At 70.6% G+C, this 19,683-nt stretch carries 15 protein-coding genes and 3 pseudogenes; 10 read left to right on the top strand and 8 right to left on the bottom strand.

The window, feature by feature from the left end; genetic code table 11:
- A pseudogene (locus tag MCHUDSM44219_RS23155) lies at nucleotides 1–638 on the bottom strand (hypothetical protein); the annotation flags it as partial.
- A 154-nt stretch (nucleotides 639–792) separates the two neighbouring features.
- Here MCHUDSM44219_RS23155 and trmB point away from each other — a divergent pair.
- From trmB to mmpL3, 3 genes are all read left to right on the top strand, one after another.
- Nucleotides 793–1,584 carry a tRNA (guanosine(46)-N7)-methyltransferase TrmB gene (gene trmB / locus MCHUDSM44219_RS23150; protein WP_048420600.1) on the top strand — a complete coding sequence of 264 codons (792 nt, stop codon included), beginning with the start codon at nucleotides 793–795 and terminating at the stop codon, nucleotides 1,582–1,584.
- The gene (locus tag MCHUDSM44219_RS23145; protein ID WP_048420599.1) at nucleotides 1,581–2,291 is read left to right on the top strand and encodes an NYN domain-containing protein; all 711 of its coding nucleotides are present in this window, start codon (nucleotides 1,581–1,583) and stop codon (nucleotides 2,289–2,291) included. The genes trmB and MCHUDSM44219_RS23145 overlap by 4 nt, the downstream gene beginning before the upstream one ends.
- Nucleotides 2,292–2,366: 75 nt before the next feature.
- On the top strand, nucleotides 2,367–5,387 hold the full coding sequence (mmpL3, locus tag MCHUDSM44219_RS23140) for a trehalose monomycolate exporter MmpL3 (protein WP_048420617.1): 3,021 nt from the start codon (nucleotides 2,367–2,369) through the stop codon (nucleotides 5,385–5,387).
- Here the strand turns inward: mmpL3 and MCHUDSM44219_RS23135 are convergent, their stop codons facing one another.
- On the bottom strand, nucleotides 5,388–6,533 hold the full coding sequence (locus tag MCHUDSM44219_RS23135) for an AI-2E family transporter (protein ID WP_048420598.1): 1,146 nt from the start codon (nucleotides 6,531–6,533) through the stop codon (nucleotides 5,388–5,390).
- Nucleotides 6,534–6,609: 76 nt separating this feature from the next.
- On the opposite strand from MCHUDSM44219_RS23135, the gene MCHUDSM44219_RS23130 reads away from it, so the two are divergent.
- From MCHUDSM44219_RS23130 to MCHUDSM44219_RS29195, 3 genes and pseudogenes are all read left to right on the top strand, one after another.
- Complete coding sequence (locus MCHUDSM44219_RS23130; RefSeq protein WP_048420597.1) at nucleotides 6,610–7,788, top strand: lysylphosphatidylglycerol synthase transmembrane domain-containing protein; 1,179 nt, start codon at nucleotides 6,610–6,612, stop codon at nucleotides 7,786–7,788.
- Complete coding sequence (locus MCHUDSM44219_RS23125) at nucleotides 7,785–9,017, top strand: peptidoglycan DD-metalloendopeptidase family protein (RefSeq protein ID WP_048420596.1); 1,233 nt, start codon at nucleotides 7,785–7,787, stop codon at nucleotides 9,015–9,017. The genes MCHUDSM44219_RS23130 and MCHUDSM44219_RS23125 overlap by 4 nt, the downstream gene beginning before the upstream one ends.
- A pseudogene (locus MCHUDSM44219_RS29195) lies at nucleotides 9,004–9,294 on the top strand (DUF3054 domain-containing protein); the annotation flags it as partial. The gene MCHUDSM44219_RS23125 and the pseudogene MCHUDSM44219_RS29195, both read left to right, overlap by 14 nt.
- A 137-nt stretch (nucleotides 9,295–9,431) precedes the next feature.
- Here MCHUDSM44219_RS29195 and MCHUDSM44219_RS23115 read toward each other — a convergent pair.
- The 4 genes from MCHUDSM44219_RS23115 to MCHUDSM44219_RS23100 form a co-directional block, all read right to left on the bottom strand.
- Entirely contained in the window at nucleotides 9,432–10,772 is a 1,341-nt protein-coding gene (locus MCHUDSM44219_RS23115) for a HAMP domain-containing sensor histidine kinase (protein ID WP_048420594.1), read from the bottom strand.
- A 22-nt stretch (nucleotides 10,773–10,794) separates the two neighbouring features.
- Nucleotides 10,795–11,541, bottom strand: coding sequence for a response regulator transcription factor (locus MCHUDSM44219_RS23110; protein WP_048420593.1), 747 nt, complete (start codon nucleotides 11,539–11,541; stop codon nucleotides 10,795–10,797).
- A gap of 5 nt (nucleotides 11,542–11,546) precedes the next feature.
- Nucleotides 11,547–11,945, bottom strand: coding sequence for a heme-binding protein (locus MCHUDSM44219_RS23105; RefSeq protein ID WP_048420592.1), 399 nt, complete (start codon nucleotides 11,943–11,945; stop codon nucleotides 11,547–11,549).
- A 138-nt stretch (nucleotides 11,946–12,083) separates the two neighbouring features.
- Nucleotides 12,084–12,581, bottom strand: coding sequence for a hemophore (locus MCHUDSM44219_RS23100; RefSeq protein ID WP_048420616.1), 498 nt, complete (start codon nucleotides 12,579–12,581; stop codon nucleotides 12,084–12,086).
- Between the two features lie 268 nt (nucleotides 12,582–12,849).
- Here MCHUDSM44219_RS23100 and MCHUDSM44219_RS23095 point away from each other — a divergent pair, with 268 nt between their 5' ends.
- On the top strand, nucleotides 12,850–15,768 hold the full coding sequence (locus MCHUDSM44219_RS23095) for an MMPL family transporter (protein ID WP_048420591.1): 2,919 nt from the start codon (nucleotides 12,850–12,852) through the stop codon (nucleotides 15,766–15,768).
- Between the two features lie 2 nt (nucleotides 15,769–15,770).
- Complete coding sequence (locus MCHUDSM44219_RS23090) at nucleotides 15,771–16,259, top strand: transcriptional regulator (RefSeq protein WP_109777915.1); 489 nt, start codon at nucleotides 15,771–15,773, stop codon at nucleotides 16,257–16,259.
- 62 nt (nucleotides 16,260–16,321) lie between these two features.
- Here the strand turns inward: MCHUDSM44219_RS23090 and MCHUDSM44219_RS23085 are convergent, their stop codons facing one another.
- Entirely contained in the window at nucleotides 16,322–17,011 is a 690-nt protein-coding gene (locus tag MCHUDSM44219_RS23085) for a hypothetical protein (RefSeq protein ID WP_048420589.1), read from the bottom strand.
- Nucleotides 17,008–17,520 (bottom strand): Rv1363c family protein, encoded by a 513-nt coding sequence (locus MCHUDSM44219_RS23080; RefSeq protein WP_461786658.1) that lies wholly within the window; start codon nucleotides 17,518–17,520, stop codon nucleotides 17,008–17,010. Before MCHUDSM44219_RS23080 ends, MCHUDSM44219_RS23085 begins: the two co-directional genes overlap by 4 nt.
- On the opposite strand from MCHUDSM44219_RS23080, the pseudogene MCHUDSM44219_RS31840 reads away from it, so the two are divergent.
- Both MCHUDSM44219_RS31840 and MCHUDSM44219_RS23075 read left to right on the top strand, forming a co-directional pair.
- Nucleotides 17,486–17,674: pseudogene (locus MCHUDSM44219_RS31840) on the top strand (hypothetical protein); the annotation flags it as partial. The gene MCHUDSM44219_RS23080 and the pseudogene MCHUDSM44219_RS31840 sit on opposite strands and share 35 nt — an antisense overlap.
- Nucleotides 17,675–17,733: 59 nt before the next feature.
- A complete protein-coding gene (locus tag MCHUDSM44219_RS23075; protein WP_048420587.1) occupies nucleotides 17,734–19,683 on the top strand; it encodes a M13 family metallopeptidase in 1,950 nt (649 codons plus the stop codon).

Here is a 19,683-nt window from a genome sequence, read left to right as displayed (position 1 = left end):
AGCACCGCGTCGATCCGGCTCAGCGCGCGCAGCCGGGCGGTCACCGCGTCCGGCGTGAGCCCGTCGGCGGCCGCGAGGACGGCGTGCGCCAGCCCGAACCGGTCGAACCTGTCGAGCAGCTCCCGCCGCGTCCCGGCCGGCACCGGGTGCTCGCCCGCGACGAACGCGTCCACCGACGTCATGTCCGCCGGGGCGTCGACCAGCGCGCGCAGGGCCGCGAGGTCGTCGTCGCGCACCTCGGCCACCCCGAGCAGCGCGATCATCGGCACCACCGGGAGCCCCAGTGCGACCGACAGCCGGGCGGCGGCCACGTCGGCCGCGGACGGCGGACCGCCCGCCCCCGGCCCACCGAGATCCGCCTTGTTCAGGATGACCAGAGTCGGGACCGACCGGCGCTCGAGCACCGCCCGCTCCTCGTCGGTGAGCCGCTCGGCAAGCACCACGACATCGACCTCGGCGGCAACCCCGGCCGCCACGACCGCCACGCCCGCGGCGGCCAGCGCCGCCGTCACCGCGTCACGGCCGACCCCGCGGCGGCCCCGCACGGCTACGCTGACGGGCACACGCAGGCGCCGCTCGACGGCGGTCACACGCGGATCTGCGGTCAGGGCGCCGCACCCGGCCAGCACATCCGTCACACCCGTCACCTGTCCCCAAGTCTGTCCCTGACAGAAATCGTGGCATCCGCGCCGACCTGCTGGACGCACGAATTCCGGGGCGGCCGATCGGCGTACCAGCCGAAGGCAACTGTTGGGTATCAATCTGTAACACGATGCGGGAGGTGACTCCGTGATGAGCGACGATGGACGGATGCACGTGCCGGGTCCCAGCGACGTCGAGGTCGCCGGCGGCGCGACGGACGGGACCGACGGCCAGCGCCCCGCGCACTTCCCCCGCCGCGTCACCAGTTTCCGCGCCCGCCGATCGACGATCTCCGACCGACAGCAGGCGATCTGGGACGAGCGCTGGCCGGAACTGGGCCTGGCTGCCCGCACCGGTGACGAGCCCGCCGCGCCGCTCGACACCGACGCCTGGTTCGGCAGGCACGCCCCGCTCGTGCTGGAGATCGGCTGCGGAACCGGGACGTCGACGCTGGCGATGGCGCAGGCCGAACCCGACATCGACGTGATCGCCGTCGAGGTCTACCGCCGCGGGCTGGCCCAGCTGCTGGCGGCGATCGATCGCACGTCCGAGACCGACCCCGTCAGCAACATCCGGCTCATCCGCGGCGACGGCGTCGACGTGCTGACCCACATGCTCACCTCCGGCTCGCTGACCGGGGTGCGGGTGTTCTTCCCCGACCCCTGGCCCAAGGCCCGCCACCACAAGCGCCGGCTGCTGCAGGCCGACACCGTCGCGCTGATCGCCGACCGGCTGCGCCCCGGCGGCATCTTCCACGCCGCGACCGACCACGCCGGATACGCCGAACAGATCGCCGAGGTGGGCGACGCGGAGCCCCGGCTGCGGCGCATCAGCCCCGACGCGACGGATCTGCCGATCTCGGTGGCCCGGCCCGTCACCAAATACGAACGCAAGGCCCTGGCCGGTCCCGACGTCGCCGAGCTGCTGTGGGAGAGGTCATGAGCGTGACCGATCACATCCCCACCGAGGTCCCGGAGGTCCTCGCGGACGTCGACGCCGCGGTGCCCGCACCCGCGCCCGCCCGCGTGCTGCTGGTGTGGGACGCCCCGAACCTCGACATGGGGCTGGGCTCGATCCTCGGCGGCCGGCCGACCGCGGCACACCGGCCCCGGTTCGACGCGTTGGGCCGCTGGCTGCTGGCCCGCACCGCCGACCTGTCCGCGCAGGCGAGCGCGGACGGCCAGGCGGTGTCGCTGGAGCCCGAGGCGACGGTGTTCACCAACATCGCGCCGGGCAGCGCCGAAGTGGTCCGGCCGTGGGTGGAGGCGCTGCGCAACGTCGGCTTCGCGGTGTTCGCCAAACCCAAGATCGACGAGGACAGCGACGTCGACGCCGACATGCTTGCGCACATCGCGTTGCGCCGCAGCGAGGGTCTGGCGGGGCTGATCGTCGCCTCGGCCGACGGGCAGGCCTTCCGGCTGCCGCTGGAGGACATCGCGCACGAGGGCGTCGAGGTCCAGGTCCTCGGATTTCGCGAACATGCCAGTTGGGCGTTAGCGTCGGATACCTTGGAGTTCGTCGACCTGGAGGACATCCCTGGTGTCTTCCGGGAGCCGCTACCGCGAATCGGGCTTGATTCGCTACCGGAGCAGGGCGCGTGGCTGCAGCCATTCCGGCCGCTGTCCTCGCTGCTGGCGTCGCGTGTCTAGAACAATGGAAAAGCCTGGTCGTGATGTGCGCATGCCGATGATCACAGACTTTTGCGAAACGGTGAGGAGCTGAACGTGTTCGCCTGGTGGGGTCGAACGGTGTACCAGTACCGATACATAGTGATCGGTGTCATGGTCGCACTGTGCCTGGGCGGCGGCGTCTACGGCATCAGCCTGGGACAGCACGTCACCCAGAGCGGTTTTTATGACGAGGGCAGTCAGTCCGTCCACGCGTCGGTGATCTCCGACGAGGTGTACGGACGTGACCGCACCAGCCACGTGGTGGCGATCCTGACGCCGCCGGACGGCAAGAAGGTGACCGACCCGGCGTGGCAGAAGAAGGTCGTCGGCGAACTCAACGACGTGGTGGACAACCACAAGGATCAGGTCGTCAGCTGGGTCGGCTGGCTGCGGGCACCCGACACCACCGCCGAGACCGTCCAGCAGATGAAGACCGAAGACGGCTCGAAGACGTTCATCAGCATTCCGCTCAAGGGCGACGACGACGACACGATCCTGAAGAACTACCAGACCATCGAGCCCGACCTGGAGCAGGTCAACGGCGGCAACATCCAGCTGGCCGGGCTGAATCCGCTGGCCAGTGAGCTGACCGGCACCATCGGTGAGGATCAGCGACGCGCCGAGGTCGCGGCCATCCCACTGGTCTGCGTGGTGTTGTTCTTCGTGTTCGGCGGTGTGGTCGCCGCCGCGCTGCCGGGCATCATCGGCGGCCTGACGATCGCCGGCGCGCTGGGCATCATGCGGTTGACCGCCGAGTTCATGCCGGTGCACTTCTTCGCCCAGCCGGTGGTGACGCTGATGGGGCTCGGCATCGCGGTCGACTACGGCTTGTTCATGGTCAGCCGCTTCCGAGAGGAGATCGCGGAGGGTTACGACACCGAGACCGCGGTCAGACGCGCGGTGATGACCTCCGGCCGGACCATCATGTTCTCGGCCGTCATCCTGGTCGCGTCGTCGGTGCCGCTGCTGCTGTTCCCGCAGGGCTTCCTGAAGTCGATCACCTACGCGATCATCGCGTCGGTCATGCTCGCGGCGATCCTCTCGATCACCGTGCTGCCGGCTGCGCTAGGCATCCTCGGCCACAATGTCGACGCGCTGGGCGTGCGCACCTTGCTGCGGGTGCCGTTCTTCCGCAATTGGAAGCCGATGCGCGTCTACCTCGAGTGGCTGGCCGCCAAGACGCAGAAGACCAAGACCCGCGCCGAGGTCGAGAAGGGCTTCTGGGGCCGGCTGGTCAACGTCGTGATGAAACGCCCGATCGCGTTCGCCGCGCCCATCCTGATCGTGATGATCCTGCTGGTCATCCCACTGGGTCAGCTGGCCCTCGGCGGTATCAGCGAGAAGTACCTGCCGCCGGACAACAAGGTCCGCATCGCCCAGGAGGACTTCGACAAGACGTTCCCCGGGTTCCGTACCGAACCGCTGACGCTGGTCGTCGAGCGGCAGGACGGGCAGCCCGTCACGGACCAGCAGCTCGCCGACGTGCGCGCCAAGGCGATGACGATCAACGGGTTCACCGATCCGGACAACGACCCGAGCAAGATGTGGCAGGAGCGCTCCGTCCAGGAGGGCGGGTCGAAGGACCCGTCGGTCCGGACGATCCAGAACGGCCTGGTGAGCCGCAACGACGCACCGCAGAAGATCGAGGAGCTGCGGTCCATCACGCCGCCACGCGGCCTGGACATCTCGGTCGGCGGCACCCCGGCGCTGGAGCAGGACAGCATCCACAGCCTGTTCGACAGGCTGCCGCTGATGGTGGTGGTGCTGATCCTCACCACGACGATCCTGATGTTCCTGGCGTTCGGGTCGATCGTGCTGCCGATCAAGGCCGCGCTGATGAGCGCGCTGACGCTGGGTTCGACGATGGGCATCCTGACGTGGATGTTCGTCGAGGGCCACGGATCCGGCCTGATGAACTACACCCCGCAGCCACTGATGGCGCCGATGATCGGCCTGATCATCGCCGTCATCTGGGGTCTGTCCACCGACTACGAGGTGTTCCTGGTCTCCCGCATGGTCGAGGCGCGAGCGCGGGGCATGTCGACCGCCGAGGCCATCCGGATCGGCACCGCGACCACCGGCCGCCTGATCACCGGCGCCGCGCTGGTGCTGGCTGTAGTGGCGGGCGCGTTCGTGTTCTCCGATCTGGTGATGATGAAGTACCTGGCGTTCGGTCTGCTGATCGCGCTGCTGCTGGACGCGACGATCATCCGGATGTTCCTGGTGCCGGCGATCATGAAGCTGCTCGGCGACGACTGCTGGTGGGCGCCGCGCTGGATGAAGCGCGTCCAGGAGAAGCTGGGCCTGGGCGAGACCGAACTGCCCGACGAGCGCAAGCGGCCACTGGTGCGCGAGACCGCACCCGCCGAGGCACTCGTCGGCGCCGGTGGTCCGCCGGTGACGGCCCCGCCTCGGGCGCTGCCGCCGCACGATCCCGGCCATCCCGCGCCCGACCGCGGGCCCACGCCCGCCGTCACCACCCGCATCGCGACGGGGGCGCACGCCGGCGGGCCGTCCGCCGCGGGCACCACCCGGCTGCCCGGCGCGCCGACGCGGCCGCCGGCCCCGGAGCCCGAGTCCGAACCGCAGACCACCCGGCTGTCGGTGGCCAAGAACGCCGTCCGCAACGCCGTGAGCAGTGCCGCCGACGCGGTGACCCAGCGCGGTCAGCGGCCGTCGGCCCCGCCGCCGGCGCCCAAGCGCGACGAACGCGAGATCGAGTCCTGGCTGGGCGACCTGCGCGGCACCGGTGCCGGAACCACGGGACCGGCCGCACCGGCGCGGCCGTCGGCCGAGCCGACGCGGGCATTGGCCGATCCCAGGCCCGATCCGAGGCCCGATCCCAGGCCCGATCCGGCCGGTAACGAGCCGACCACCGCGTTCTCCGCGCAGCGGCCCGAGGCGGCGCAGGACGACGACTCCGCCGAGGCCACCCGCGCCATCCCGACCGCGCGGCAGTCCGACGCCGACACGGCGACCGAGAAGCTCAACACCCGTCCCGAGGGCGACGCGCCGCGCCGCGGCGGCAACGGGCTGAGCGCGCAGGAACTGCTGCGCCGCGAAGGCCGCTTGTAACTACGTCTCGACGTCGTCGGGCTCGGCGCTGAGCACCGGCCCGTCGTCGGCCTCCTGCGCGGCTTCGACCTCGGCCGGGTCGTCGGCGACGAGGACCCGGATCGCGCTGTTGAGGAAGGCGAGGATCGGCACGGCGAGCAGCGCGCCGACGATGCCGGCCAGCACACCGCCGCCCGCGATCGCGAGCACCACGGCCAGCGGGTGGATGGACACGGCGCGGCCCATCACCAGCGGCTGCAGCACGTGGCCCTCCAACTGCTGGACGGCGAGGATCAGCCCGAGGGTGATCAGCGCATAGATCAGGCCCTTGGTCAGCAGCGCGACGATGACCGCCAGGAATCCGGTGATCACGGCGCCGACCAGCGGGATGAACGCACCCAGGAACACCAGCGACGCCAGCGGCAGCGCCAGCGGCACCCCCATGATCGCCAGACCCACGCCGATGCCGAGCGCGTCGACGAGCGCGACGAGGAACGTCGCCCGCACGTAGCCGATCAGCGAGTGGAAGCCGGCGCGGCCCGCATCGCGCACCCGCTGCCGGGTGGAGGGCGGGAAGATACGGGTGACGAACTCGAAGATGTTGCGGCCGCCGTGCAACAGGAAGATCAGCGTGAACAGCACCAGCAGTGCACCAGTGACGATCTCGGTGATGGTGCCCGCGGTGGACAGCGCGCCGCTGGTGACCTTCTCCTGGTTGTCGCGCAGCGCCTCGATCGCCGAGTTCCCCGCGTTGTCGATCTGTTCGCGGCTCAGCCCGAGGGGACCATCGATCAGCCAGCGACGCAGCCCGTCGATGCTGCGGGTCACCTGGTCGACCAGCGCCGGTGCGCCCTCGATGAACTGGCTGACGACGAACGTGAGCAGACCGCCGACCAACGCGAGTCCACCGAGCAGGATCAACGCCACGGCGCCGCCACGGGGCGCGCCCCGGCGGTCGAGGAAATCGACCGCCGGCATCAGCAGCGCCGCCGCCAGCGTGGCCAGCGCCACCGGCACGACGATGATCTCGACCTGCATCACCACCCAGAGCACCGCGAACACCGCGCCGAAGATGACCAGGAGCCGCCACGCCCACGCCGCACCCCTGCGCACCAGCGGGCTGACCGATTCGTCGGCAGCGGGGTCGGAGAACGGCTGGGCTGACATTCCGGTAGCGTAACGGCCTCGCTGATCATGAATTCGGTTCGCCGGATTCGGGGTGCCCACGCCTTACCCTGTAGGCGTGTCACACGACGCTCCTCCGAGCGGCACCCAGGCGGGCAGCGCCGGCCGGGAGCGGCCCGCACGGGGCAAGTACTGGTGGCTGCGATGGGTGCTCATCGTGGTCGCGGTCCTCGTGCTGACCATCGAGCTGGCGCTGGTGCGCGATCAGCTCGCCAAGGCGTGGAAGAGCCTGTACTCGGCGGACTGGTGGTGGGTGCTGGCGGCCGCGGCCGCGGCGATGGCCTCGATGCACAGCTTCGCGCAGATCCAGCGCACGCTGCTGGCCTCGGCCGGCGTGCAGGTGCGGCAGTGGCGCAGCGAGGCCGCGTTCTACGCCGGCAACGCGCTGTCGACGACGATGCCGGGCGGGCCGGTGCTCTCGGCGACGTTCATCTACCGCCAGCAGCGGCTGTGGGGCGCGTCGCCGCTGGTCGCGTCGTGGCAGCTGGTGATGTCGGGGGTGCTGCAGATCGTCGGTCTGGCACTGCTCGGCCTGGCCGGCGCGTTCATGCTGGGCGCCAGCAAGAACCCGCTGTCGCTGATCTTCTCCCTCGGCGGTTTCCTCGCGCTGATCCTGCTGGCCCAGGCGGTGGCGACCCGTCCGGAACTGATCGACGGCATCGGGGTGCGGGTGCTGTCGTGGGTGAACTCGGCGCGCGGCCGACCGACCGACACCGGGCTGGCCAAGTGGCGCGAGATCCTGTCCCAGCTCGAGTCGGTCCAGCTGGGCCGGCGCGATCTGTCGGTGGCGTTCAGCTGGTCGCTGTTCAACTGGATCGCCGACGTCGGCTGTCTGCTGGCGGCGTGTTTCGCGACCGGGGGCCATCCGTCGCTCGCCGGGGTGACGGTGGCCTACGCCGCGGCCCGCGCCGTCGGCTCGATCCCGCTGATGCCCGGCGGACTGCTGGTGGTCGAGGCGGTGCTGGTGCCCGGGCTGGTTTCCAGCGGCATGTCGCTAGCCTCGGCGATCTCGGCGATGCTGATCTACCGGTTGATCAGCTGGATCTTCATCGCGGCGATCGGCTGGGTGGTGTTCTTCGCGATGTTCCGCACCGAGAAGGACGTCGACCCGGACTCGGGTGCGGTTCCGCGCGCCGCCGACGCCGCGTGCCCGCAGTTCAGCCCCGATCCCGAGGCGCCCCATCCGCCGGACCGCACAGCCGACCCACCTGACCACCAGACACGCGAAGCTTCATGAGATTTCGGCGCCCGGCCGCCCTGCTGGCGGTGAGCGTGGTCGCGGCATGCTCGTCGGCGCCGGCGCCCGAGACCACCACGACGGCCACGACGGCCACGACGGCGCAGGCCGCCCCGGCGACGACGCAGCCCGCCGAACCGTCGGTGCTCACCCCGGTCATCGCGCATGCGGTGGCCGAACCGATCCCGGTGCCGGCCACCGACGGCAAGACCCATCTGGTGTACGAGCTGGCGCTGACGAACACGCTCTCGCAGAACGTCACGCTGACCTACCTGACGGTGCGTGACGGTGATCGGACACTGCTGGACCTGCCCGCCGACCGCATCGGCGCATGGACGCGCCTGTCCGGAACCGCCTCTCCCACAACGGTTCTCGGACCAGCCCAAAGCGGTTACGTCTGGCTGGACGTTGTCGTGCCCGACGGCGAACCCGCTCCCGAGCGACTCACGCACGCGCTGGGAATCGCGATGCCCCGACCCCAGCCCCCGCTGATCCCGGCCACCCTGACCGAGGAGATCGCGCCCGTCGCCGTGCAGAAGCGCACGCCGATCGTCCTGCGTTCGCCGCTGACCGGACCGAGCTGGCTGGACGCCGTCGGCTGCTGCGGCATCTCCGGACACCGCGGCGCACTCAACCCCATCAACGGACAGATCTGGGCCGCAGAACGTTTCGCGATCGACTACGTTCAGCTGACCCCCGACGGCCGGTTGTTCACCGGCGCGAGCACCGACCTGGCGAGCTTCCCGTACTACGGCGCCGACATCCACGCCGTCGCCGACGGTCCGGTGATCGCCGTCGCCGACGGCATGCCCGAGGCGGTGCCGTTCGCCGCCCCGACGGGGCTGGCGCTGGACCAGTATCCGGGTAACCACGTCGTGCAGGATCTCGGCAACGGCAACTATGCGCTCTACGCCCATCTGCAGACGGGCAGCATCGCGGTCAAGCCGGGCGACCGGCTTGTCGCCGGGCAGGTGCTGGCCCGACTGGGCAACACCGGCAACACCGACGCCCCGCACCTACACTTCCATGTGATGAGCACCCCGGATCCGCTGCGCTCCGACGGCCTGCCGTTCGTGTTCTCGGCCTTCGACCTGCAGGCCACACTGCCCGATTCGGAGGACGCGCTGACGGCCGGCCGGCCCGCGGCGCTGCCCCCGCCCTCGCCGGTGCGGCCGCAGCGCGACGTCATGCCGCTGCAGAACGACCTGATGACCTATGCCGCTTCGTGATCGACGCCGCAGCCGCACCCCGGCGGCGCTGGCTGCCGACGTCGCCTGCGTGGTGGTGTTCTGCGCGATCGGGCGGCGCAGTCACGCCGAGGGGCTGACCCTGGCCGGCGTCGCCGAGACGGCCTGGCCGTTCCTGACCGGCACCGCGCTGGGCTGGGTGCTCGCCCGGGCCTGGCGGCGCCCGCTGGCACTGCTGCCGACGGGCGTCGTGGTGTGGGTGGCGACCGTCGTGGAGGAGATCGCCGCCGAGAAGGCCGGCTCGCTGACCGTCGCGAAGNCCCGGCACATTCTCGGCCGCGGCGGATCCCCGCTTGCGGCTGCTGCGCACCTGCGGGCCAGCGCGGAGCATGACGACGAGGAGACTGTTGTCGCACTGCTCGACGCCGCGCGCGAATGCCAGGGGTCGATGCCCGATCAGTCGCCTGAATCATCCTGCGGCGCAGGCTCTGTCAGGACCGTGAGGGTGGCCCGCAGGCCGCCGAGCGGACCGTCCGACAGCTCGATCGAGCCGCCGTGCAGCGAAGCCTGCTGTGCGACGAGCGCCAGCCCCAGCCCCGACCCGCCCGGCGCGGCGTTGCTGCCGCGGGAGAAGCGGCCCAGCACCGTCAGATGCTCGTCGACGGGCAGACCGCGGCCGTTGTCGTCGACGACGATCGTCATCACGTTCGCGCGGCGGTGCGCGGCCAGCACGATCCGGGTGGCCCGGCCGTGGGTGATCGCGTTGCGCACCAGGTTGTCCACCGCCAGCCGCAGACCGCCCGGCCACCCGAGCACGAAGCCCAGGTCGTCGGCGGCGTGCACCTCGATCGTGACGTCGCGGCTCACCCGCATGTTCTCCCGGGCCACCCGGTCCAGCATGTCGGTGACGTCGATGACCTCGCGGTCCTCGGCCTGGGCGAGCTGACCCGAGGCGAGCTGCCCCAGCGCGGTGATGATGCCCTCCACCCGGCGCTGCGCCCGCGACAGGTCGGCCACCACCTCGGCGCGCTCCTCGGCGGGCAGGTCGTGAATGCGCAGCGTGTCCAGGTCCGCGCGCATCGCGGTCAGCGGGGTACGCAGCTCGTGGGCGGCGTTGGCGGCGAAATCCTGGGCGGCCTGCAGCGAGTTGGTAGTGGCGCGCTGGGCGGCGGCGAGCCGGTCGAGCATCGCGGCCATGGCCTCCGACAGGTCCTCGGCCTCGCGCACGCCGCGCACGGTCGGGATCTGCTCGGACCCCTTGCCGAGCGCCTTGGTGTGCTCGGTCAGCTTGCGCAGCGGGCGGATCGCCGGGCCCGCCAGGAGCCAGCCCAGACCCGCGGCGATCAGCACCGTCACGACGCCGACGGCGATGTAGAGCGGCACCCGGGCACGGTTGAGCAGGATGCTGTCGGCGCGGATGCCGATCGACATCAGCACGCCACCGTCCTGCTCGACCGGGACCGTCCGCACCCGGTACTCGACGTCGTTGACCATCACCGTCTCGGTGCCCGGCGGCAATGCCGGCAACTGGAACCCGCGCTGGTACACCACCTGTCCCGAGGACCGCGACCGTCCGGTCTGCAGTACCCCGCGACGCGGATCGGTGAGCTGCTCGGGGTAGACGCTGGCGTCGACGATCGCGTCCAGCCGCCGATCGAGTTGCGCCGCATCGTTGTTGGCCAGCACCAGCGAGGTGAGGATCGTGAACGCCGCAACCACCGCGGCCGCGGCAGCCGCCGATGCGATGGCGACCCGTGTCCGCAGCGAGGCGGACCGCAGCGCGCGGGGCAGTCTCACCGGCGAACCGGGCGCTGACTTCTCACGGCTCTTCCCGCAGCACGTATCCGATCCCGCGCACGGTGTGGATGACGCGCGGCAGGCCGTCGCGCTCGAGCTTGCGCCGCAAATAGGACACGAAGACGTCGGCGACATTGGTGTCGACGTCGAAGTCGTAGCCCCACACCAGTTCCAGCAGACGCTGGCGGCTCAGCACCACCCCGGCGTTCTCGGCCAGCGCGGCGAGCAGGTCGAACTCCCGCTTGGTGAGGTCGACCCGTTCGCCGGCGACGAACACCAGCCGGCGGGACGTGTCGATGGTCAGCGATCCGACCGTCATGGTGTCGGAGGTGGGGTCGGAGTTGTGCGCCCGGCGCAGCAGCGCGTGCAGCCGGGCCACCAGCTCACCGAGGTCGAACGGTTTGGTCAGGTAGTCGTCGGCACCGGCCTCCAGACCCGCGATCCGGTCGTTGACGGTGTCGCGCGCCGACAGCACGCAGATCGGGATGTCGTTGCCCAGAGCGCGCAGCGCCGTCACCACCGCGACGCCGTCGAGTTCGGGCATCTGCACGTCGAGCACCAGCGCATCGTGCGATTCGCTGGACAGCAGCCGCAGCGCTTCCTTCCCCGTCGCCGCGACGCGCACGTCGAACCCCGAATGCCGCAGACCCCGGGCCACCGAGGTGCGGACATCCGGGTCGTCGTCCACCATCAGCACCGTCCGACCCGCGCCGTCCTGGGCGGACAGCTCTCCCCCACGAGTGGGCGAAGCATCCACCCTGTCTCGCATCGCGTCTACGGGAACAGCGGTCCGTTGCGGTCGTCCTCCGAGAAGCCGCAGCGTTTCTTGATGTCGACCAGCGGCTGCCGGATGGAGGTCAACTCAGCCTTGACCTGGGGGTTGGCGTTCATGTAGTCGACGACCTCGCTGCGCAGCTGGTCGGCGGGCAGGCCTTGCAGCCCGGAGAAGAAGTCGTTGACCTCGGGGTGGGTGAACAGGTAGGCCGACGTCGACGCCGAGACGCCGGAGGCCACCCCGGAGAAATCGGCCGCGGTGCAGTTCGGCGGAAGGGCCGGCTGAGCCGACGCCATCGGCGCGGCGGCGAGCACCCCGAACAGCGAGGCGCCGGTGACGGCGCCCGCGCCCAGTGCGCCGGCGACGGCGCGGCGCAGGATGGGGCCCGAGATCAACATGAAGTCTCCTTCATCAAGAGGTGGACAGCCGGCACCGTGTCGGTGGCCGACCTGAGACCATCCTAGGAAGCTAAGCAGACCGGCAGCCGAGTTTCCCGCCGAGCAATTAACCAATCGTGAGAAAACCGCTCCGGCGGGTCAGCGCAGCGGCGGCGCGGTGGCGGCCTCGGCGGAGCCGACGCCGACGCTCTGCGCGGCCGGTGACGCCGCCGGGGATGCGGGGGCGGCGGGCTGGGCGGCCTGCATCAACCCGAGGAGTTGCGGCAGCGTCACAGGCAGCTTGCACCGGCCGGCCAGCGCGGTCAGCGGCTGCTGCAGCCGCTGCAGATCGGCGGCGACGAGCGGGTTGGCGTCGAAGTAGGACTTCAGCGCGCCGAGCGACTGCGGGCCGCTCTGCTGCTGGGTGATCAGCGTCAGCGCCTGGTTGGTCTGCGGATGCGTCTCCAGGTAGGCGCCGGTGCTGGTCGCCACCGACCCCGCGGTCTTGGCGACCTCGCTGGCCGCGCACGGGTCGGGCGCGGCCTGCCCCGTCGGCGCCGCGGGCCCGGTCAGCAGCACCGCACCCGCACCGACGGCGAACGCCGCTGCCAGTGCGGCGCCGGTCCGGCGCGCGGTGAAACCCGAGGGTGCTTCCATCACGAACTCCTCACGGTCTGCGGGCGTCCACACGCCCCGCAAACGTCGTACGGTCAACAGCAAAGAATCCCCGACCGACGAACCTCGTCGGGGCCATCGTGCCATCGCCGTGGCCCGGTGCCCAATCGAGACGGCCGCCGGCGCTGCATTAAAGCTGCATGAGGCATCTCTGGCAGGACTGTTCAGCGCGGTCGGCGAACAGGTCGCTGCTGTACCCTTTCGCTACGAAAGGCCGGGGAGAAAGTGGGGAGTTCCCATCCAGCAGTTCATGATGCGCGTGAGCAGCAACCTGCGCAGATTCCGCTGGGCGGTGTTCGCCGTGTGGCTGCTGCTGCTGGTGCCCTCGATCTACCTCGCGATGAACCAGTCGGGGAACCTGACCGGCGGCGGCTTCGAGGTCGAGGGTTCGCAGTCGCTCTACGTCCAGCGCCAGCTGGAGGCGCAATTTCCTGACCAGGGCGCCTCCCCGCTCGCGCTGGTCGCCGCGCCCCGCCCGGACGCCTCGTTCGATGACATGAACGCCGCGGTCGCGCGCCTGGAGGCCATCGCGCGCGAGGTGCCCAGCGTCACGATCATGCCCAACCCGGCCCAGCCGCCCCCGCAGCCCGACCGGCCCTACGTCATCACGCTGCAGCTCGGGTTCGAGAACACCGGCGCCGTCGACGTCGCCGAACAGCTGCGCGAGAAGGTCGGCATCGACGGCGACGAACCCGGCGAGACGGAGAACGGCAAGGTCCGCCTCTACGTCATCGGCCAGGGCGCGCTGGGTGCGGCCGCCACGCTGGCCACCAAACACGACATCGCGCAGGCCGAGAAGTGGAACTTCCCGATCGTCCTGGTGATCCTGCTGGCGGTGTTCGGGTCGCTGGCCGCCGCGGCGATGCCGCTGCTGCTGGGCATCTGCACCGTCGTGGTGACGATGGGGCTGGTCTTCCTGCTGTCGAGTTACACGACGATGTCGGTGTTCGTCACCTCCACGGTGTCGATGTTCGGCATCGCGGTGGCCATCGACTATTCGCTGTTCATCCTGATGCGGTTCCGGGAGGAGCTGCGCGCCGGCCGGGAACCCGAGGACGCCGCGGACGCCGCGATGGCGACCTCTGGTCTGGCGGTGGTGCTGTCCGGCCTCACGGTGATCGCGTCGGTCACCGGTATCTACCTGATCAACACCCCGGTGCTGCGCTCGATGGCCACGGGGGCGATCCTCGCCGTCGCGGTCGCGGTGCTCACGTCGACGACGCTGACCCCGGCCGTGCTCGCCACGTTCGGGCGCCGGGCCGCGCGCCGCTCGTCGTACCTGCACTGGGGTCGGGGGGTCGAGGCGACGCAGTCGAAGTTCTGGACCCGCTGGACCGGCTGGGTGATGCGCAGGCCGTGGCTGTCGGCGCTCGGCGCGGCCGCCGTGTTGCTGGCGCTGGCCGCTCCGGCGTTCTCGATGATGCTCGGCAACAGCATGCAGCGGCAGTTCGACCCCACCCACGAGATCCGCGGCGGTGTCAACGCCGCGGCCGAGGCCCTGGGGCCCGGTGCGCTCGGCCCGGTCCGGGTGCTGGTGACCTTCCCGGACGGCAACGCGGCCTCGGCGCCGGCGAAGGAGCCGCTGCTCGCCTCGATCCGGCAGAAGATGGCCCAGGCGCCCAACACCGTGTCGGTGACACCGCCGGTGTTCGGCACCGACTACCGCAGCGCGCTGCTGTCGGCGGTGCTGTCGGTCGACCCCGAGGACATGGGCTCCCGCGACACCGTGGACTGGATGCGAGAGCAGCTGCCGCCGGTCGCCGGCGACGCCGCACAGATCTACGTGGGCGGGCCGACCGCGCTGATCAAGGACTTCGACGACCGAGTGGCCCAGGTCCAGCCGCTGGTGTTCTTGTTCGTGGCGCTGATCGCGTTCGTGATGCTGCTGATCTCGATCCGCTCGGTGTTCCTGGCGCTCAAGGGCGTGGTGATGACCGTGCTGTCGGTCGCGGCGGCCTACGGCAGCCTGGTGGTGGTGTTCCAGTGGGGCTGGCTGGCCGACCTGGGCTTCAAGCAGATCTCGTCGCTGGACAGCACGATCCCGCCGCTGGTGCTCGCGCTGACGTTCGGCCTGTCGATGGACTACGAGATCTTTCTGCTCACCCGGATCCGGGAACGGTTCCTGCAGACCGGCAACACCCGCGACGCGGTCGCCTACGGCGTGTCCACCAGCGCGCGCACCATCACCAGCGCCGCGCTGATCATGATCGCGGTGTTCATCGGGTTCGCGTTCGCCGGCATGCCGCTGGTAGCCCAGCTCGGCGTGGCGTGCGCGGTCGCGATCGCGGTGGACGCGACGGTGGTGCGGTTGGTGCTGGTGCCCGCGCTGATGGCGATGTTCGACGAGTGGAACTGGTGGCTGCCGCGCTGGCTCGACCGCGTGTTGCCGTCGGTCGATTTCGAGAAGCCGCTGCCCAAGGCCGACATCGGCGACCTGATCATCATCCCCGACGACATCTCCGCGCTCGCGCCGTCGGGCGCCGATCTGCGCACCGTCGTCAAGTCCGCGGCCAAGCTGAAAACCCTTGCACCGCAAGCCATCACGGTGGCCGACCCGCTGGCGTTCAGCGGCTGCCAGCCGTGCGGCAAGCTGGTCCCCGGACGCCTGAAGAGCGAGGGCCGGGTGCCCGCGACCATCGGCAACCGGGCCCACGGCAAGACGGTCGCGGTGAAGCTGCCCAAGCACCCGGTGACGATGTGGCGGGGCCGGCTCGACGTGGCGCTCGACGCGCTGGCCGTGGAGAGGACCGCCGCCGAGCACGCCGGGCGCACACCGCTGGAGCGGATCAGCCCGATGGAGACCACCAACGTGCTGCTGCCCACCGGTGACCGGTTGCAGATCCCGACCGGCGCGGAGACGCTGCGGCTGAAGAGCTTCCTGATCATGGAACGCAACGGCGCCCGCGACTACTCGGACTTCGCCGACCTCGTGGCCTCGATGGACACGCACACCGCGGCGGAAGTGCTGACGGGCATGGACCGGTACTACTGTGGTCAACCGGCGCGCGAGCACTGGGTGGCCACCCAGCTGGTGCGCCGCCTGGCCGATCCCCGGCCTTCCGACGGGCCCGACATCGCATCCTCGGGCGCCGACGCGGAGACCGACTGGGCCAGGGTCAGGCAGCGGTGCCTGTCCGTGGCGGTGGCCATGCTGGAGGAGGCGAGGTGACTGTGTCGTCGGAACCTCGCTTCTCTGAGGCCGGCGGGCAGTCCCGGGGCCCGCACGCCGACGACCGGCCCGTCGAGTTCTGGCCGACGGCCGCGATCCGCGCCGCCCTCGAACACGACGATCTGAGCGTGTGGCAGCGCATCGTGGTGGCGATCAAGCGCGATCCGTACGGCCGGACGGCCCGCCAGGTCGAGGAGGTCCTCGAGACCGCCGAGCCGTACGGGGTGTCCCGGGCGATGTCGGAGGTGTTGGTGCGCACCCGCGAACACCTCGAGGCCAACGAGTGCGCCGAGGTGGCCCGCCACGTCCGGCTGCTGCTGGACCGGTCGGGGCTCGGTGAGCAGGAGTTCGCCTCCCGCATCGGGGTGCCCGCCGCCGACTTCGCCGCCTACCTGGGCGGCAAGGTCAGCCCGCCGGCGTCGCTGATGATCCGGATGGGCCGGCTCTCCGAGCGGTTCGCCAAGATGCGCTCCCAGCGCCCCGGGCACTAACCCCTTTCCCGCGGAAGCGCATTCCCGGCTGCGATCGGCGGCCGATCACAGCCCTGGCTTCTCTATCGCGAGTGGATCGGCGAGACGTCCTCGACCAGCCAGCGTCCGTCGGTCTTCGACAGCGTGACCCGCAGCGCCAGCACCGCCGTGTCGGCCGGCTTGCCCGGCGAGGTCTGGGTGCCGCGCAGGACCACCGCGACGCTGGCCGCCTGCGGCCCGATCGCCTCGACGCCGGCCGACACCGTGCTCGCCTGAGCGGAGACGTTGCGGCTGCCCAGGTCCTTGGCCACCCCGGCGAAATCGTTCTTGAAGCGGTCGGCGCTCTCGGAGGTCATCATCTGCGCGGCGCGGTCGATCGAGGCCGTCGGGTTCTGCGGCGTGAACGTCGCCGACGCCTCGGCCACGCTGCTCGCGATGCCCGTCACCGCGGCGCTGTCCTCGCGCAGCGTGCGGTCGGGCACCGTCCACTGCGTGTAACCGACCACGGCGGCGGCCACCAGCGCCGCCGTCGCGGTGCCCACCACGGCCAGGCGCAGCCCGGGTCCGTCGTCGTCGGTGCCCACGGTGACCCCGTCGCGGCGCGCCAGCACGACGTTGACGATCACCGCCTGCACCACCAGCAGGCACAGCACCGAACACACCGACACCCACCACAGCGGCCATGCCAGCGCGACCCCGAGATAGATGAGCGCCGCGACGGCGGCCGCCGGGGCGAGGACGTCGAACAGCAGGACGCGCAGCAGGTTCCTCATCGGATCGGTTCCAGCCGCGAGATCAGCAGTGTGCCGTCGACGTCGGACACATCCATGCGCAGCGTCCAGCGCACCGTCTGCGGCGCCTCGGTTCCGGCGTTCTCGCTCACCGACGTCGCGATGACCATGACGGTGTCCGTGCGTGCGGCCAGCCCCGACAGGTCCGACCGCGGCGCCGGCGGCGGTGCGCCGGGCTGGTCGTGGTGGATCGTCTCGATCGCGACGGCGTTGATCTGCCCGGTGGTGCGCGCCTTGAGCGTGCGCACCAGCTTCCGGTAGGGCTCGACGGTCGCCTCGAAGTCGGTGTTCAGCTGCCCGACGGTGCCCTCGTGCAACGTGTTCAGATCCGCGTCCACCGAGTCGGCGTTCATGTTGATCAGCACACCGGTCCACTCGGCGGCGGCCTGCAGCACCCGGGTGCGATAGGCCCGTTCGTCCGTGTCGCCGCGGTGGGCGTTCCAGATCAGCGTGGCGAGCACGACGGCGGCCACCGCGACGAGGGCCAGCACCGCCGAGGCGACGCTCGACCTGCTGTCCGGGAAGTACCCGTCGACCGAATTCGCCGAGCTGCGACCCCGCATCGTCTACGACCGCGACGCGGGAACCCTCACCGCACGGCCCGGCGCGCAGCGGCTCCCGGTCACCTCCGGGGGCGCCATCCCCNCCGGTGAAGTGCGAGTAGTGGGTTTACGGTACCCACCTGGGGCTCCCTCAAGTCCGGCATCGATCTGCGCTACGTCGACGACTCCGCCCGGCCCCAGGACGACCTGTTCGGTCACGTCAACGGCCGCTGGCTCGCGGAGTACCAGATCCCCGCGGACCGGGCCACCGACGGTGCGTTCCGCACGCTCTACGACCGCGCCGAGGAGCAGATCCGCGACCTCATCACGGAGGCAGCCGAGGCCCACGCGCCCGAAGGAACCGACCAGCAACGCATCGGCGATCTGTACGCCAGCTTCATGGACGAGGACACCATCCGCGAGCGCGGTCTGGCGCCGCTGCTCGCGGAGCTGGCGACGATCGACGCCGCCGAGAGCCCCGAGGAGCTGGCCGCGGTGCTCGGGGCGTTGCAGCGCACCGGCGTCGGCGGGGGCGCCGGCCTGTACGTGGACACCGATTCCAAGAACTCCAGCCGCTACCTGCTGCACCTGACGCAGTCGGGCATCGGGTTGCCCGACGAGTCGTACTTCCGCGAGGAGCGGCACGCCGAGATCCTGGCGGCCTATCCCGGCCACATCGCGGCGATGTTCGCGCTCGTGCACGGCGGTGACCACCGTGAGACGGCGGAGGCCATCGTCGCGCTGGAGACCCGGATCGCCGCGGCGCACTGGGACGTGGTGAAGCGCCGCGACGCCGATCTGACCTACAACCTGCGCACGTTCGCCGACGTGACCGCCGACGCTCCGGGCTTCCACTGGCGGGGCTGGCTGACCGCGCTGGGGGCGTCGGAGGAGGCGGCCGCCGAGGTCGTGGTGCGCCAGCCCGACTTCCTGACCGCGTTCGCGGCACTGTGGTCCGACGTGGATCTGGCGACGTGGAAGAGCTGGCTGCAGTGGCGGCTGATCCACGCCCGCGCGTCGCTGCTCAGCGATGAGCTGGTGGCCGAGGACTTCGCGTTCTACGGGCGGCTGCTTTCGGGCACCGAGGAGATCCGGGCCCGGTGGAAGCGGGGCGTCTCGGTGGTCGAAGCCCTGATGGGCGACGCACTGGGTCGGCTCTACGTCGAGCGGTACTTCCCGCCGCAGGCCAAGGCGCGGATGGACGAGCTGGTGGCCAATCTGCGCGAGGCCTACCGCGTCAGCATCGACACCCTCGAGTGGATGACGCCGCAGACCCGGCAGAAGGCGCACGCCAAACTCGACAAGTTCACGCCGAAGATCGGTTATCCCTCGAAGTGGCGCGACTATTCGTCGCTGGTGATCGCGCGTGACGACCTCTACGGCAACTACGTGCGGGGCCACGCGCTGGAGTACGACCGCGACCTGGCCAAGCTCGGCGGCCCGGTGGACCGCGACGAGTGGTTCATGACCCCGCAGACCGTGAACGCGTACTACAACCCCGGGATGAACGAGATCGTGTTCCCCGCAGCGATTCTGCAGCCGCCGTTCTTCGATGCCGAGGCCGACGACGCCGCCAACTACGGCGGTATCGGCGCGGTGATCGGACACGAGATCGGGCACGGCTTCGACGATCAGGGCGCCAAGTACGACGGCGACGGCAATCTGGTGGACTGGTGGACCGACGAGGACCGGGCCGAGTTCGGGGCGCGCACTAACGCGCTGATCGAGCAGTACGAGCAGTTCACGCCGCGCGGGCTGGATTCGTCGCACCACGTGAACGGTGCGTTCACCGTCGGGGAGAACATCGGTGATCTCGGCGGCCTGTCGATCGCGCTGCTGGCCTACCGCCTGTCGCTGAAGGGCCAGCCGGCGCCGGTGATCGACGGGCTGACCGGCGAGCAGCGGGTGTTCTTCGGATGGGCGCAGGTGTGGCGCACGAAATCCCGCGAGGCCGAAGCGGTTCGGCGACTGGCGATCGATCCGCACTCGCCGCCGGAGTTCCGCTGCAACGGCGTGGTCCGCAACATGGACGCGTTCTACGAGGCGTTCGAGGTGACCGAGGACGACGAGCTGTACCTGGAACCCGCGCGGCGCGTCCGCATCTGGAACTGA

Origin of the sequence: Mycolicibacterium chubuense, assembly GCF_001044255.1 — a bacterium.
GTDB classification, from domain to species: domain Bacteria; phylum Actinomycetota; class Actinomycetes; order Mycobacteriales; family Mycobacteriaceae; genus Mycobacterium; species Mycobacterium chubuense.
The sequence above is the reverse complement of the archived record's forward strand: the minus strand, read 5'-3'. Positions and strand labels throughout refer to the sequence as shown.

What these genes read in the sequence shown, in the direction of transcription:
- MCHUDSM44219_RS23100 (WP_048420616.1), bottom strand. Translation starts at nt 12,581, where the DNA reads ATGGAAGCACCCTCGGGTTTCACCGCGCGCCGGACCGGCGCCGCACTG.
- MCHUDSM44219_RS23110 (WP_048420593.1), bottom strand. Translation starts at nt 11,541, where the DNA reads ATGCGAGACAGGGTGGATGCTTCGCCCACTCGTGGGGGAGAGCTGTCC.
- MCHUDSM44219_RS23105 (WP_048420592.1), bottom strand. Translation starts at nt 11,945, where the DNA reads ATGTTGATCTCGGGCCCCATCCTGCGCCGCGCCGTCGCCGGCGCACTG.
- trmB (WP_048420600.1), top strand. Translation starts at nt 793, where the DNA reads ATGAGCGACGATGGACGGATGCACGTGCCGGGTCCCAGCGACGTCGAG.
- MCHUDSM44219_RS23135 (WP_048420598.1), bottom strand. Translation starts at nt 6,533, where the DNA reads ATGTCAGCCCAGCCGTTCTCCGACCCCGCTGCCGACGAATCGGTCAGC.
- MCHUDSM44219_RS23125 (WP_048420596.1), top strand. Translation starts at nt 7,785, where the DNA reads ATGAGATTTCGGCGCCCGGCCGCCCTGCTGGCGGTGAGCGTGGTCGCG.
- MCHUDSM44219_RS23145 (WP_048420599.1), top strand. Translation starts at nt 1,581, where the DNA reads ATGAGCGTGACCGATCACATCCCCACCGAGGTCCCGGAGGTCCTCGCG.
- MCHUDSM44219_RS23085 (WP_048420589.1), bottom strand. Translation starts at nt 17,011, where the DNA reads ATGAGGAACCTGCTGCGCGTCCTGCTGTTCGACGTCCTCGCCCCGGCG.
- MCHUDSM44219_RS23095 (WP_048420591.1), top strand. Translation starts at nt 12,850, where the DNA reads ATGATGCGCGTGAGCAGCAACCTGCGCAGATTCCGCTGGGCGGTGTTC.